This is a genomic window from Mycobacterium sp. KBS0706 (genome assembly GCF_005938675.2).
Classification (GTDB): domain Bacteria; phylum Pseudomonadota; class Alphaproteobacteria; order DSM-16000; family Inquilinaceae; genus Inquilinus.
In genome coordinates, this window is sequence record NZ_VCCH02000062.1 from 1 (window position 1) to 13,947 (window position 13,947).

The 13,947-nt window shown below is 67.6% G+C and carries 13 protein-coding genes; 10 read left to right on the plus strand and 3 right to left on the minus strand.

The window, feature by feature from the left end:
• Positions 1-27 precede the first annotated feature (27 nt).
• Positions 28-495 (plus strand): SsrA-binding protein SmpB, encoded by a 468-nt coding sequence (gene smpB / locus FFK22_RS27660; RefSeq protein WP_138891010.1) that lies wholly within the window; start codon positions 28-30, stop codon positions 493-495.
• 45 nt (positions 496-540) lie between these two features.
• Here the strand turns inward: smpB and FFK22_RS27665 are convergent, their stop codons facing one another.
• Complete coding sequence (locus tag FFK22_RS27665) at positions 541-1,167, minus strand: NYN domain-containing protein (RefSeq protein ID WP_138891009.1); 627 nt, start codon at positions 1,165-1,167, stop codon at positions 541-543.
• A gap of 213 nt (positions 1,168-1,380) precedes the next feature.
• Here FFK22_RS27665 and rpoZ point away from each other — a divergent pair, with 213 nt between their 5' ends.
• The 9 genes from rpoZ (at position 1,381) to FFK22_RS27710 (ending at position 11,599) form a co-directional block, all read left to right on the plus strand.
• Positions 1,381-1,827: a DNA-directed RNA polymerase subunit omega gene (rpoZ, locus tag FFK22_RS27670; protein WP_138891008.1), complete on the plus strand. Its 447-nt coding sequence runs from the start codon at positions 1,381-1,383 to the stop codon at positions 1,825-1,827.
• A gap of 204 nt (positions 1,828-2,031) precedes the next feature.
• Entirely contained in the window at positions 2,032-4,197 is a 2,166-nt protein-coding gene (locus FFK22_RS27675) for a bifunctional (p)ppGpp synthetase/guanosine-3',5'-bis(diphosphate) 3'-pyrophosphohydrolase (protein ID WP_138891007.1), read from the plus strand.
• 87 nt (positions 4,198-4,284) lie between these two features.
• Positions 4,285-5,055 (plus strand): signal peptidase I, encoded by a 771-nt coding sequence (gene lepB / locus FFK22_RS27680; RefSeq protein ID WP_221938901.1) that lies wholly within the window; start codon positions 4,285-4,287, stop codon positions 5,053-5,055.
• On the plus strand, positions 5,007-5,747 hold the full coding sequence (gene rnc, locus FFK22_RS27685) for a ribonuclease III (RefSeq protein ID WP_138891006.1): 741 nt from the start codon (positions 5,007-5,009) through the stop codon (positions 5,745-5,747). The genes lepB and rnc overlap by 49 nt, the downstream gene beginning before the upstream one ends.
• Positions 5,744-6,649: a GTPase Era gene (gene era, locus FFK22_RS27690; protein WP_138891005.1), complete on the plus strand. Its 906-nt coding sequence runs from the start codon at positions 5,744-5,746 to the stop codon at positions 6,647-6,649. Before rnc ends, era begins: the two co-directional genes overlap by 4 nt.
• A gap of 63 nt (positions 6,650-6,712) precedes the next feature.
• Positions 6,713-7,447, plus strand: coding sequence for a DNA repair protein RecO (recO, locus tag FFK22_RS27695; RefSeq protein ID WP_138891004.1), 735 nt, complete (start codon positions 6,713-6,715; stop codon positions 7,445-7,447).
• Positions 7,448-7,457: 10 nt separating this feature from the next.
• Positions 7,458-9,674, plus strand: coding sequence for a DNA topoisomerase IV subunit A (gene parC / locus FFK22_RS27700; RefSeq protein WP_138891003.1), 2,217 nt, complete (start codon positions 7,458-7,460; stop codon positions 9,672-9,674).
• A gap of 113 nt (positions 9,675-9,787) precedes the next feature.
• Complete coding sequence (locus FFK22_RS27705; protein ID WP_221938902.1) at positions 9,788-10,369, plus strand: biotin transporter BioY; 582 nt, start codon at positions 9,788-9,790, stop codon at positions 10,367-10,369.
• A 138-nt stretch (positions 10,370-10,507) separates the two neighbouring features.
• Positions 10,508-11,599 (plus strand): TRAP transporter substrate-binding protein, encoded by a 1,092-nt coding sequence (locus FFK22_RS27710; protein ID WP_138891002.1) that lies wholly within the window; start codon positions 10,508-10,510, stop codon positions 11,597-11,599.
• Between the two features lie 59 nt (positions 11,600-11,658).
• Here FFK22_RS27710 and FFK22_RS27715 read toward each other — a convergent pair whose 3' ends face one another.
• Together FFK22_RS27715 and FFK22_RS27720 are read right to left on the minus strand one after the other, a co-directional pair.
• Positions 11,659-13,233: a TRAP transporter large permease subunit gene (locus FFK22_RS27715; RefSeq protein ID WP_138891001.1), complete on the minus strand. Its 1,575-nt coding sequence runs from the start codon at positions 13,231-13,233 to the stop codon at positions 11,659-11,661.
• 46 nt (positions 13,234-13,279) lie between these two features.
• Complete coding sequence (locus tag FFK22_RS27720; protein ID WP_138891000.1) at positions 13,280-13,828, minus strand: TRAP transporter small permease subunit; 549 nt, start codon at positions 13,826-13,828, stop codon at positions 13,280-13,282.
• Positions 13,829-13,947 lie beyond the last annotated feature (119 nt).

The following is a 13,947-nucleotide window of genomic DNA, read 5'->3' on the forward strand; positions in this document are numbered from 1 at the left end:
CGACGCAGGGCGCAGGGAGTGTGAGAAATGCCGGCTAAAACCCCGGGCCGCGTCGTCGCGCAGAACCGGCGGGCGCGGCACGACTATTTCATCGACGAGAATGTCGAGGCCGGCATCGTCCTGGTCGGGACCGAGGTGAAGTCGCTGCGCGAGGGCCGCGGCAACCTGCAGGACGCCTATGCCGGCGAAATGCAGGGCGAGCTGTACCTGTTCAACGCCCATATCCCGGAATACGGGCCGGCGCAGCGCTTCAACCACGAGCTGAAGCGGCCGCGCAAGCTGCTGGTGCGCAAGCGCGAGCGGGACAAACTGCTGGGGAAGGTGAAGCGGGATGGCATGACCCTCATCCCGCTGTCGATCTATTTCAATGCCCGCGGCTTCGCCAAGGTCGATCTCGGCCTGGCCCGGGGCAAAAAGGCGCATGACAAGCGCGAGACCATCAAGGCCCGCGACTGGCAGCGCGAAAAGGCTCGCGTCCTGCGCGACCGCGGCTGATCGCGGCAGGCCGGTTCCCTCACGGGGAAACCGGCCTGGGCCACATCAAGCGGACCGGGCGTAGTTGCCGGCCTGCTGCACCGTCTCCTCGACCACGCCGTCATCACCCTCGACCGCCGGGGCGACCTGGGTGCGGTTCGGCGCGTTCATGCGCTGGATGTGCGGCGACAGCTCCATCAGCTCGACGAAGTTGTCGGCCTGACGGCGCAGCTCGTCCGACACCATCGGCGGGCTCGACTTGATGGTCGAGACCACGGTGACGCGGACGCCCTTGCGCTGGATCGCCTCGACCAGCCGCTTGAAGTCGCCGTCGCCGGAGAACAGCAGGATGTGGTCGGCCCGGTCGGCCATCTCCAGCGCGTCGATCGCCAGGTCGATGTCGACATTGCCTTTGACCCGGCGGCGGCCCTGGCTGTCGGTGTACTCGCGCAACGGCTTGGTCACCATGCTGTAGCCGTTGTAGTCCAGCCAGTCGATCAGCGGTCGGATAGGCGAATATTCCTGATCCTCGATCAGCGTGGTATAATAGAAGGCGCGGATCAGGCGACCCTTCTTGGCGAACAGGTCGAGCAGCCGGCGATAATCGATATCGAAACCAAGCGAACGAGCCGCGCCGTACAGGTTGGCGCCATCAATGAAAATTGCGAGCCGTTCTTCCTTATAGAATATCATGTGCGTTCCTTCGCGGCAGGGGACAGGTTGACAGATTGGGTTCGCTACCCACTTTGCAAGGAGCGGTCAACGGTTCGCGACGAGGCTTGCGCATCCGCCGCATCTGCGCTACGTGGTCCGCCCTTCGCTATAACAAAGATGCGACCGTTGCGTTGCATCCATCTTGTCACGATTCTATCGTCGTGGCTGTATTTCGTGCAGGAGCGGTAGCCCATGGCTCGCGTCACCGTTGAGGATTGCGTCCTCAAGATCCCGAACCGGTTCGACCTGGTGCTCGTGGCGGCCCAGCGCGCCCGCGACATTTCGTCCGGCGCCGCGCTGACCATCGACCGCGACGACGACAAGAACCCGGTGGTGGCGCTGCGCGAGATCGCCGATGAGACGGTCCCGCTGGACGGCCTGCAGGAGGCCTTGGTCAAGGGCCATCAGAAGCTCGCCGAGATCGACGAGGCCGATGACGAGATCATCGAGCTGATGGCCGGCGAAGAGGAGTGGCTCAAGGCCGGTGTGGCGCCGCAGAACCCGGCCGCCGCGGTCGGCTCGGACGAGGAGTCGACCTTCGGCATCGGAGTCGTCGAGGACGAGGCGGAAGACGACGAGGCCGAGGAGGACGACGGCCGCGGCGACCTGGAAATCGGCTCCTCCGAAGACGACATCTGATCCGAGCGGAACTGCCCGGCATGGTGTCAGGCCGCCTGTCGGGAGATCGATGATGCGGCTTGACCGGTCGGGGCGGGGACATGGCTGCCGCGCGCCTGCCGAATTTGATCCACAACGCGGCGGATTTTGGTCAATTTATGATCCGGGCGGGCGCTGGGTCGTTCGTCCGGGAGAATCGCTGATGGATCGGTGGCGGGGCGCGGCATGATCCGCCAATACGAACTGGTCGAGCGGGTCAAGGCCTACGATCCGTCGGCGGACGAGGACCTGATCAACCGCGCCTATGTCTATTCGATGAAGGCGCATGGCTCGCAGAAGCGCGCCTCCGGCGACCCCTATTTCGTCCATCCGATCGAGGTCGCCGGCATCCTGGCCGGCATGAAGCTCGACACCGGCTCGATCGTCACCGGCCTGCTGCACGACACCGTCGAGGACACCGGCGCGACGCTGAGCGAGCTCGAGGGCCTGTTCGGGCGCGAGACGGCGCAGCTGGTCGACGGCGTCACCAAGCTGTCGAAGCTGGAGCTGCAGAGCGACCAGTCCAAGCAGGCGGAGAATTTCCGCAAGCTGGTCCTGGCGATGTCCAAGGACATCCGGGTGCTGCTGGTCAAGCTGGCCGACCGGCTGCACAACATGCGCACCCTCGGCGCCTTCAACAACGAGGAGAAGCGGCGCCGGATCGCGCGCGAGACGCTGGAGATCTACGCGCCCCTCGCCGAGCGCATCGGCATGCACGGCATGCAGGAGGAGCTGGAGGACCTGGCCTTCGCCCAGCTCCACGCCGATGCGCGGGAGAGTATCGTCCGCCGCCTGGCCCAGCTGCGCGAGGAAGGCCAGGATGTCGTCTCGAAGATCATCGCCGAACTGCAGCGGGTGCTGGACGAAGGGGGCCTCAAGGCCGCCGTCCTCGGCCGCGAGAAGCGCCCGTACTCGATCTGGCGCAAGATGCAGCGCAAGAACATGGCGTTCGAGCAGCTGACCGACATCATGGCCTTCCGGATCGTGGTCGAGACCGAGGGCGACTGCTACCACGCGCTCGGCCTGATCCACGGCCGCTATGCCTCGCTGCCCGGCCGCTTCAAGGACTATATCTCGACGCCGAAGCCGAACGGCTACCGGTCGCTGCACACCGCGGTGATCGGGCCGATGCGGCAGCGCATCGAGGTTCAGATCCGCACCGGCGACATGCAGGAGATCGCGGAGCTCGGCGTCGCCGCGCACTGGGCCTACAAGCAGGGCGACCGCAACCAGGACGGCACCCAGTACCGCTGGCTGCGCGACCTGCTCGACATTGTCGACCAGGCCCAGAAGCCCGAGGAGTTCCTCGAGCACACCAAGCTGGCCCTGTTCCAGGACCAGGTGTTCTGCTTCACCCCGAAGGGTGCGGTGATCGCCCTGCCGCAGGGCGCGACGCCGGTCGACTTCGCCTATGCCGTACACAGCCAGATCGGCGACACCTGCGTCGGCGCGCGGGTCAACGGCCGCATGGTGACGCTGCGCCACCTGCTGCAGAACGGCGACCAGGTCGAGATCATCACCTCGAAGACCTCGACGCCGTCGCCGGAATGGGAGCGCTTCGTCGCCACCGGCAAGGCGCGGGCCTGCATCCGGCGCTTCATCCGCGCCCAGCAGCATGACGAGCACGCCAAGCTCGGCCGGTCGATGCTGCAGGGCGTGTTCCGGCAGGAGGGCTACGAGTTCTCCGACAAGGCGCTGGAAGGCGTGCTCAAGATCTTCAAGGCCGCCCAGGCCGACGACATCCTGGCCAATGTCGGGGCCGGGGTGCTGGGCGCGCGCGACGTGTTCCACGCCGTGTTCCCGGGCCACCGCGCCCAGGTGCAGCAGGAGAAGGAGCGCTCGGGCAAGGTCGTGCCGCTGACCCGGGCGCGCAAGGCCGCGACCACCGGCGGGCCGGGCGCGATCCCGATCCGCGGGCTGATCCCGAACCTCGCCGTGCACTATGCCCGTTGCTGCCACCCGATCCCGGGTGACCGCATCGTCGGCATCGTCACCACCGGCAAGGGCGTGACCATCCACACCATCGACTGCGACACGCTGGAGAGCTTCTACAACGCGCCGGAGCGCTGGCTCGACGTCAGCTGGGACGCCGGCGCCGACGCCGCCGAGGACCATGTCGGCCGGATCCAGGTGACGATCAGCAACGAGCCGGGCAGCCTCGGCACGCTGACCACGGTGATCGGCAAGAACGGCGGCAACATCACCAATCTCAAGATCACCAGCCGGTCGGTCGACTTCTTCGAGATCCTGATCGACATCGACGTCAAGGACGTCAAGCACCTGACCAACATCATCGCGGCGCTCCGCGCCATGCCTGTGATCAGCGCGGTGGACCGTGCCCGCAGCCGCTGACCGCCGACCCGGCTCCGCCGGGCTGCGACCAACGTCGCCCTCACCGGCGATTGATTTCCAACCGCCGCCGGACCATACAGGGGCGCCATGAGCCAGCATCAGAAGTCGGTCGAGATGTCGAAGAAGCAGGGTGGATGGGTCGAAACCATCCTGACCGTGGTCTATGCGATCGCGATCGCCTTCGGCATCCGCACCGTCGCGTTCGAGCCGTTCAACATCCCGTCCGGCTCGATGATCCCGACGCTGCTGGTCGGCGACTACCTGTTCGTGTCGAAGTTCTCCTACGGCTATAGCGCCCAGACCATCGCCTTCGGCTTGCCGCTGTTCGACGGCCGGATCCTCGGCAGCCCGCCGGCCCGCGGCGACGTCGCCGTGTTCCGCAAGCCGAACGACACCTCGGTCGACTACGTCAAGCGCGTGATCGGCCTGCCCGGCGACCGGGTCAAGCTCACCGCCGGCCGGCTTTACATCAACGGCCAGATGGTCGAGCGCCGCGAGATCGAGACCTACGGCGCGACCACCCAGTACGGCCAGCGCGTCGCCCTGCACCAGTACATCGAGACGCTGCCGGGCGCGAACGGCAACCCGCCGGTCGAGCACCGGATCCTGGAGATCAGCGACAACCAGCAATATGACGACACGCCGGAATACGACGTGCCGCCGGGCCATTATTTCATGATGGGCGACAACCGCGACAACAGCGCCGACAGCCGCGCCGATGTCGGCTTCGTCCCGGTCGAGAACTTCGTCGGCCGCGCCGAGTTCCTGTGGTTCAGCCTCGACGACGCCAGCTTCTGGCAGGTCTGGAAATGGCCGTTCGCGCTCCGCTTCAGCCGCATGTTCACGGGGATCCACTGACCGCCGGGACCGAAGAGGGCCTCGACGCGTTCGCCCGGCGGCTCGGCCACGCCTTCCGCGAGCCGATGCTGCTGGTCGAGGCGCTGACGCATCCCAGCGTCAGCGGCCAGAAGCGGCGCATCGCCAAGCACGGCTATGAGCGGCTGGAGTTCCTCGGCGACCGGGTGCTCGGCCTGGTCATCGCCGAATGGCTGCTCGAGCGCTTCCCGAAGGAGGCCGAGGGCGCCATCGCCAAGCGCCATGTCGCCCTGGTGCGGCGCGAGGCGCTGGTCGAGGTGGCCCAGGCGATCGGCCTCGGCCGCCATCTCGTGCTGTCGCCGGGCGAGGACGTGGTCGGCCGCGAGAACCCGACCATCCTGGCCGATGCCTGCGAGGCGGTGATCGGCGCGCTGTACCGCGACGGCGGGCTTGCCACCGCGGCCGGCTTCATCCGCCAGGCCTGGGCCGGCTTCATCGATCAGAACGCAGCGCCGCCGCAGGACCCGAAATCGGCGCTGCAGCAATGGGCGCTGGCCCGCGGCCTTAAGCTGCCGCGCTATGTCGAGGTGTCGCGCGGCGGCAGCGACCATCTGCCGGTCTTCGAGATCCGCGTCGAGATCGAAGGCCAGCCTGCCGCCACCGCCAGCGGCCCGTCGAAACGGGTGGCCGAGCGCGACGCCGCCGCCGCTCTCCTGCAAAGGCTTTCCCCATGACCGAAGACGCGACGCGCTGCGGGTTCGTCGCCCTGATCGGCGCCCCCAACGCCGGCAAGTCGACCCTGCTCAACACCCTGGTCGGCACCAAGGTCGCGATCGTCTCGCCGAAGGTGCAGACCACGCGCAGCCGGGTGCTCGGCATCCTCACCGAGGGCACGACCCAGATCGTGTTCGTCGACACGCCCGGCATCTTCAAGCCGCGCCGGCGGCTCGACCGCGCCATGGTCGCCGCCGCCTGGGCCGGGGCGGCCGAGGGCGACCTGGTGCTGCTGCTGGTCGACGCCGCGTTGAAGGGCGTGCGCGAGGAGACCCGCGGCATCGTCGAGAAGCTGGCCCAGACCAAGCGCAAGGCGATCCTGATCCTGAACAAGATCGACGCCGTGCGGCACGAGGTGCTGCTGTCCCTCGCCGCCGACCTGAACGCCACCGGCGTGTTCACCGACACCTTCATGATCTCGGCCCTGACCGGCAGCGGAGTCGACGACCTGCGCCGTCATCTGGCCGCGCATCTGCCCGAGGGGCCGTGGCTGTTCCCGGAGGACCAGGTCTCGGACATGCCGATGCGCCTGCTGGCGGCCGAGATCACGCGCGAAAAGCTGTTCCTGCGGCTGCAGCAGGAGCTGCCCTATGCGGTCGCAGTCGAGACCGAAAGCTGGGAGGAGCAGCCGGACGGCAGCGTCCGCATCTCCCAGATCATCTACGTCCAGCGTGACGGGCAGAAGGCGATCGTGCTCGGCCGCGGCGGCCAGATGATCAAGGCGATCGGCACCGCCGCCCGGCTGGAGCTGGAGGAGATCACCGAACAGCGCGTGCATCTCGCGCTGTTCGTCAAGGTGCGCGAGAACTGGCTCGACGACCCGGCGCGGTACTCGGTCTGGGGTCTGGACTACGATGCATAGTCGGAATCTCGCTTGTTCCCGTTTCGTGCTATACGGTCGGAATGACCTTGGACGGGGCATGATGTGGACTGGCGCGACGACGGCATCGTCCTGACCGTCCGCCCGCATGGCGAGGCGGCGTTGATCACCGGCGTGCTGACCCGCGGGCACGGCCGCCATCTCGGCGTGGTCCACGGCCAGCGTCGGCGCGCCCAGCTGCCGCCGGGCACGCTGGTCTCGGCGCAGTGGCGCGGCCGGCTGGCCGACCATCTCGGCACCTGGACGCTCGAGGTCGACCGCACCCCGGCCGCCGCGATCATGGACGAGCCGTTGCGGCTCCTGGCCCTGGTCTCGGCCTGCGCCGTGCTCGACGCAGCTTTGGCCGAGCGGCAGCCGCTGCCGGCGGTCTATGACGGCACGCTCGCTTTCCTCGAGACGCTGCCGACGCCGCATTGGGACGCCGCCTATGTGCAGTGGGAGGTCGGGCTGCTCGGCGTGCTCGGCTTCGGCCTCGACGTCTCGCGCTGCGCCGTCACCGGCAGCAACGACCATCTCGCCTTCATCAGCCCGAAGACGGGGAGGGCGGTGTCGCTGTCCGCCGCCGGGCCGTATCGCGACCGGCTGCTGCCGCTGCCCGGCTTCCTGACCGGCCGCGAGCCGGCGGTCCCGGCCACGGTGGCCCAGGGGCTGGAGCTGACCGGCCATTTCTTCGACCGACACCTGTTCGCCCAGGCCGGCCGCGCCCCGCCCGAGGCGCGGACCCGATTTGTCGAGGCGTACCGCCGAAGCGCGCTTCGGTCGGCCGCGCCGTTACGCTAGACTCCCGGACATGACCACCAAGCCTTCCGAGTCGATCCTGCCGGTGCCACTGCATGACGCGCTGAGCACCCGTTATCTCAACTACGCGCTGTCGACCATCACCTCGCGCTCGCTGCCCGATGTCCGCGACGGGCTGAAGCCGGTGCATCGCCGGCTACTCTACGCCATGCGGCAGCTGCGCCTGGCCTCGACCACGCCGCCGAAGAAATCGGCCCGCGTCGTCGGCGACGTCATCGGTCAGTACCACCCGCATGGCGACGCCTCGATCTACGATGCGCTGGTGCGCATGGCGCAGGATTTCGCCCAGCGCTATCCGCTGGTCGACGGCCAGGGCAATTTCGGCAACATCGACGGCGATAACGCCGCGGCGATGCGATACACCGAGGCCCGGCTGACCGCCGTCGCCGAGGCGCTGCTGGAAGGCATCGACGACGACGCGGTCGATTTCCGCGAGACCTATGATGGCGAAGGCCGCGAGCCGGTGGTGCTGCCGGCCGCCTTCCCGAACCTGCTGGCCAATGGCAGCCAGGGCATCGCGGTCGGCATGGCGACCTCGATCCCGCCGCACAATGTCGGCGAGATCTGCGACGCGCTGCAGATGCTGATCAAGCGGCCCTCCGCCACGGTCGACGACCTGCTGACCGTGGTTGCCGGACCGGACTTCCCGACCGGCGGCGAGCTGGTCGAATCCGCCGCGGCGATCCGCGAGGCCTATGCCACCGGCCGCGGCGCCTTCCGCATCCGCGCCCGCTGGGAGATCGAGAAGCAGCCGCTTGGCCTGTACCAGATCGTGGTCACCGAGATCCCGTACCAGGTGCAGAAGTCGCGGCTGATCGAGAAGCTGGCCGAGATCGTCACCGCCAAGAAGTTGTCGACGCTGGAGGATGTGCGCGACGAATCGGCCGAGGACGTGCGTATCGTCCTGGTGCCGAAGAGCCGCAACGTCGAAGCCGACATGCTGATGGAGCAGTTGTTCCGGCTGACCGAACTGGAGACCCGCTTCAGCCTGAACATGAACGTGCTGGACGCCACCAACGTCCCGCGGGTCATGGGGCTGAAGGACGTCTGCCGCGCCTTCCTCGACCATCGGCACGAGGTGCTGGAGCGGCGGTCGCGCCACCGGCTGGCCAAGATCGAGCGGCGGCTGGAGATCCTGGGCGGCTACCTGATCGTCTTCCTCGATCTCGACGAGGTGATCCGCATCATCCGCGAGGAGGACGAGCCGAAGCAGGGGCTGATGGCGCGCTTCAGCCTGACCGAGCTGCAGGCCGACGCCATCCTCGACATGCGGCTGCGCAGCCTGCGCAAGCTCGAGGAGATGGAGATCCGGCGCGAGTTCGACGGCCTGTCGGGCGAGCGCGACGACCTCAAGGCGCTGCTGGCCGACGAGGGCAAGCGCTGGAAGGCGATCTCGACCGAGATCGGCCAGATCCGGAAGAAATTCGGCCAGGACACTGCGCTCGGCCGCCGTCGCACCAAGATCGGCGAGCCGCCCTCGGCCGTGGTGGTGTCGCTGGAGCCGCAGATCGAGCGCGAGCCGATCACCGTGTTCCTGTCGGAGAAGGGCTGGATCCGCGCCCTGCGCGGCCATGGCCTCGACCCGACCGAGATCAAATACAAGGACGGTGATTCCGAAGGCTTCGTACTGCAGGCCGAGACCACCGACAAGATCCTGCTGTTCGGCAGCGACGGCCGCTTCTACACGCTCGGCGCCGACAAGCTGCCGCGCGGCCGCGGCTTCGGCGAGCCGGTCCGGATGATGGTCGACCTCGCCAACGATGCCGACATCGTCGCCCTGCTGGCCCATGTGCCCGGCCGCAAGCTGGTGCTGGCCTCGACCGACGGCCGTGGCTTCGTGGTGCCGGAAAGCGACGTTCTGGCCCAGACCCGGGCCGGCAAGCAGGTGCTGAACCTGAATGACGGCGCCAAGGCGGCGGTGTGCCGCCCGATCACCGGCGACACCGTGGCGGTGGTCGGCACCAACCGGCGCCTGCTGTGCTTCCCGCTGTCCGAGCTGCCGGAGATGTCGCGCGGCAAGGGCGTCACGTTGCAGAAGTACCACGGCGCTGCGCTGTCGGACCTGACCACCTTCAAGCGCGAGGAGGGGCTGATCTGGCAGATGGGCGGCGGCCGTACCCGCACCGAGCCGGAGATCCCGATCACCGCCCGCGGCCGCACCGGCAACCTGCCGCCGCGCGGCTTCCCGCAGACCAACAAGTTCTCGTGAATCCCCCTTGTCGTCATTCCCGCGCAAGCGGGAATCTCTTCGGGTAGAACTGGTGAGAGATCCCCGCTTTCGTGGGGATGACGGCCTTAGAAGAAGACAACCGGAGTCCTGACATGACCACCCGCACCCTTCCCCCGATGCTCTCGCTGTGGCGCGCCGACGGCCAGTCGGGCCTGCTGCGCGCCGCCGTGCTGGTGGTGATGGGCACGGCGCTGATGGCGCTGTCGGCCAAGGTCCAGGTGCCGTTCTACCCGGTGCCGATGACGTTGCAGTCCGGCGTGGTGCTGCTGATCGGCGGCGCCTATGGCTGGCGCCTGGGCGGCCTGACCATGCTGGCCTACATCGCCGAGGGTCTCGCAGGCCTTCCGGTCTTCGCCGGCCCGGTCGCCGGCCCGGCCTATCTCGCCGGCCCGACCGCGGGCTATCTGGTCGGCTTCGTGGTCTCGGCCGCGCTGATGGGCCTGGCGGTGGAGCGCGGCTGGACCCGCAGCCTCATCGGCATGGCCGTGGCCATCACCGTCGCTTCGCTGATCCCCTTCGTCACCGGCGTGGCTTGGCTTGCGACGTTGATCGGCCCGGCGGGCGCGATCTCCGGCGGCCTGGTGCCGTTCATTCCGGCGGCGATTCTCAAGGGCGCCCTGGCCGGCCTGCTGCTGGCCAAGATCGACGGCTTCGCCCAGCGTCGAGACGCCTGAGACCAAAAGGACGCAGCGCCGCTTCTGCGGCGTTGCGTCCCATCTCCGAGTTTCATTAGATGGCAGCAGCGCCGCGGCAGACGACCGCGGCGACTTGCGAAAACCACGCTCGATGCGAACAGGGGGAGAGCCCGAGAGATGAAGCGGCGGAATTTCATCGCGACCGCGGGGGTGGGGCTTGCGGCCGCGCCGCTGGCGGCGCCGGCGATCGCGCAGGACAAGCCAGAGATCAAATGGCGCCTGGCCTCGAGCTTCCCGAAGTCGCTCGACACCATCTATGGCGGTGCCGACGTGCTGTCGAAGACGCTGTCCGACCTGACCGACGGCAAGTTCCAGATCCAGGTTTTCCCCTCGGGTGAACTGGTGCCCGGCCTGCAGGCGCTGGACGCCGCGCAGAATGGCACGGTCGAGGCGGCGCACACCGTCGCCTACTACTATGTCGGCAAGGACCCGACCTTCGCCATCGGCTCGTCGATCCCGTTCGGCCTGAACGCCCGGCAGCAGAACGCCTGGCTCTACCATGGTGGCGGCAATGACCTGCTGAACACCTTCTTCGCCAATTACGGCGTGGTCGGCTTCCCCGGCGGCAACACCGGCACCCAGATGGGCGGCTGGTTCCGCAGCGAGGTCAAGTCGCTGGCCGACCTCAAGGGCCTGAAGATGCGCATCGCCGGCCTGGCCGGCCGCGTCGTAGAGAAGATCGGCGTGGTGCCGCAGCAGATCGCCGGCGGCGACATCTACCCGGCGCTGGAGCGGGGCACGATCGACGCCACCGAATGGGTCGGCCCCTATGACGACGAGAAGCTCGGCTTCTACCAGGTCGCCAAGTTCTACTACTACCCGGCCTTCTGGGAAGGCGGCCCGACCGTGCATTTCCTGTTCAACAAGGAGAAGTACGAGGGCCTGCCGGACAGCTACAAGAAGGCGCTGGCCGTGGCGACCGAGATCGCCAACTTCAACATGCTGGCGCTGTACGACGTGAAGAACATCGCGGCGATCCGCAGCCTGGTCGGCAAGGGCGTGCAACTGCGTCCGCTGCCGCGCGACGTGCTCGATGCCGCCTATGTCGAATCCTTCAAGCTGTACGACGAGCTGTCGGCCTCGAACGCCAACTGGAAGGCGATCTATGAGCCGTGGAAGAAGTTCCGTGGCGAGGCCTATCAGTGGTTCCGCGTCGCCGAATACACCTATGACAGCTATGTCTACGCCCAGCAGGCGGCCGGGAAGTAACCGCTCCCTCGTCGAATGAAGAAGGGCCGGTCCTTCGCGGGACCGGCCCTTTTTGTTGGCTACTTGAAGTCGGGCGGGGGCAGCGGGTCGCCGGGCTGCGCCGGGGCCGGTGCGGGCTGGCCGCCCGGGGCCGGTGGGGCGCCAAAATCCGGCGGCGGTGGGGTGCCGAAATCGGGAGCGGCCGGGGCGCCGAACGGATTGGCGCCGTCGGCGCCCGGCATCGGCACGTCGATGTTGATGGACGCAGGATCGGCCTCGACCTGGCCCGACTTGTAGTGGGTCACCAGTCCCGGGAAGGCGATGACGATCGCGACCATCAGGACCTGGATCACCACGAAGGGGATCGCCCCCATGTAGATCTGTCCGGTCGTCACCGGCGCGATGGTGCGGCCGGTGACCTTGTCGCGATAGGCCCGGTTCGGTGCCACCGAGCGCAGGTAGAACAGCGAGAAGCCGAAGGGCGGGTGCATGAAGGAAGTCTGCATGTTGACCGCCAGCAGCACGCCGAACCAGATCAGGTCGATGCCCAGGCTCGCGGCCACCGGCCCCAGCAGCGGCACGATGATGAAGGCCAGCTCGAAATAGTCGAGGAAGAAAGCCAGGAAGAAGACCAGCAGATTGGCGACGATCAGGAAGCCGATGACGCCGCCCGGCACCGAGGTCATCAGGTGCTCGACCCAGACATGGCCGTTGAGGCCGTAGAAGGTCAGCGAGAAGACGCGGGCGCCGAGCAGGATGAACAGCACGAAGGCGGACAGCTTGGTCGTGGTGTCCAGCGCCTGCTTGATCATGGTCAGGTTCAGGCGCCGGTTGAGCGCTGCCAGCACCAGCGAGCCGACCGCGCCCATGGCGCCGCCCTCGGTCGGCGTGGCGACGCCGAGGAAGATGGTGCCCAGCACCAGGAAGATCAGCACCAGCGGCGGGATCAGCGAGGTGACCACCTTGCCCGCCAGCGCCAGGCCGCGCAGCGAACGTGCCTCCGGCGGCAGGGCCGGCGCGCTGTTCGGCCGGATGATCGTCATGATCAGGATGTAGGCGGTGTAGAGGCCGGTCAGCACCAGCCCCGGCAGCAGCGCGCCCTCATACATGTCGCCGACCGAGCGGCCGAGCTGGTCGGCCATGATGATCAGCACCAGGCTGGGCGGGATGATCTGGGCCAGCGTGCCGGAGGCGGCGATGACGCCGGAGGCGAGCGACCGGTCATACCCATAGCGCAGCATGATCGGCAGCGAGATCAGCCCCATCGAGATCACCGAGGCGGCGACCACGCCGGTGGTGGCGGCCAGGAGGGCGCCGACGAAGATCACCGCATAGGCCAGGCCGCCGCGGACCGGGCCAAACAGCTGGCCGATCGTGTCCAGCAGGTCCTCGGCCATGCCGCTGCGCTCGAGAATCAGTCCCATGAAGGTGAAGAACGGCACGGCCAGCAGCGTCTCGTTCGACATCTGCTGGTAGAACCGGTCGGGGATCGCCCCGATCAGGTTGAACTGCAGCACGCCGAGCTCGACCCCGATCAGGTAGAAGACGAAGCCGACGGCGGCGAGCGAGAAGGCGACCGAGTAGCCGAGCAGCAGCACGACCACCAGGCAGGCGAACATGATCGGCGCCATGTTCTCGATCAGGAACTGCGTCATGCGGACGGGCTTTCAGGCACTGGTGGGCAGGGGCTGGCGGGCCGGCTCAGAGCGGATCGGCTTCGTGGCCGTGCGTCTGGACGATGTCGGGCAGGTCGCCCGACAGGATGGCCAGCCGCTTGATCAGCTCGGACAGGCCTTGCAGCGCCAGCAGGGCGAACCCGGCCGGGATCAGCGCCCACACCGGCCAGCGGATCAGGCCGCCGGCGTCGCCCGAGGTCTCGCCGCTGACGAATTTGTCCACCACCACCGGCCAGGTGATCAGGATCGCCACGGCGCAGAAGGGCAGCAGGAAGAACAGGGTGCCGAAGATCTCGATCCAGAGCTGGGTGCGGCGCGAGTGGCGGGCGTAGAGGATGTCGACCTTGACGTGCTCGCCCCGCAGCAGCGTGTAGCCCGCGGCCAGCAGGAAGACCGCCGAGAACAGATACCATTGCAGCTCCAGCCAGGCGTTGGAGCTGATCGAGAAGGCTTTTCGCAGGATGGCGTTGCCGGCGCTGACCAGGATGGCGACGAGGACGAGCCAGGAGACGGTTCGTCCAACCCAGCTGTTCACCGCGTCGATGACGCGGCTGGCACCCAGCAAAGCCCCCATCTGGCCTCCCCCGATTCTTGTACGCTTCAGCGCCGTTGATTGGATCGATGCAATTCGCTGCAGCGAAATATCAGCTTTCGCACGCCAGACCAACCGACGATTGGCACCGGACGCCGGCC

Excerpts from the sequence above, each read along its gene's own strand:
- lepB (WP_221938901.1), top strand. The coding sequence starts at position 4,285 with ATGAGCCAGCATCAGAAGTCGGTCGAGATGTCGAAGAAGCAGGGTGGA.
- FFK22_RS27675 (WP_138891007.1), top strand. The coding sequence starts at position 2,032 with ATGATCCGCCAATACGAACTGGTCGAGCGGGTCAAGGCCTACGATCCG.
- FFK22_RS27710 (WP_138891002.1), top strand. The coding sequence starts at position 10,508 with ATGAAGCGGCGGAATTTCATCGCGACCGCGGGGGTGGGGCTTGCGGCC.
- era (WP_138891005.1), top strand. The coding sequence starts at position 5,744 with ATGACCGAAGACGCGACGCGCTGCGGGTTCGTCGCCCTGATCGGCGCC.
- FFK22_RS27705 (WP_221938902.1), top strand. The coding sequence starts at position 9,788 with ATGACCACCCGCACCCTTCCCCCGATGCTCTCGCTGTGGCGCGCCGAC.
- FFK22_RS27665 (WP_138891009.1), bottom strand. The coding sequence starts at position 1,167 with ATGATATTCTATAAGGAAGAACGGCTCGCAATTTTCATTGATGGCGCC.
- rpoZ (WP_138891008.1), top strand. The coding sequence starts at position 1,381 with ATGGCTCGCGTCACCGTTGAGGATTGCGTCCTCAAGATCCCGAACCGG.
- rnc (WP_138891006.1), top strand. The coding sequence starts at position 5,007 with ATGGCCGTTCGCGCTCCGCTTCAGCCGCATGTTCACGGGGATCCACTG.
- FFK22_RS27720 (WP_138891000.1), bottom strand. The coding sequence starts at position 13,828 with ATGGGGGCTTTGCTGGGTGCCAGCCGCGTCATCGACGCGGTGAACAGC.
- parC (WP_138891003.1), top strand. The coding sequence starts at position 7,458 with ATGACCACCAAGCCTTCCGAGTCGATCCTGCCGGTGCCACTGCATGAC.
- smpB (WP_138891010.1), top strand. The coding sequence starts at position 28 with ATGCCGGCTAAAACCCCGGGCCGCGTCGTCGCGCAGAACCGGCGGGCG.
- FFK22_RS27715 (WP_138891001.1), bottom strand. The coding sequence starts at position 13,233 with ATGACGCAGTTCCTGATCGAGAACATGGCGCCGATCATGTTCGCCTGC.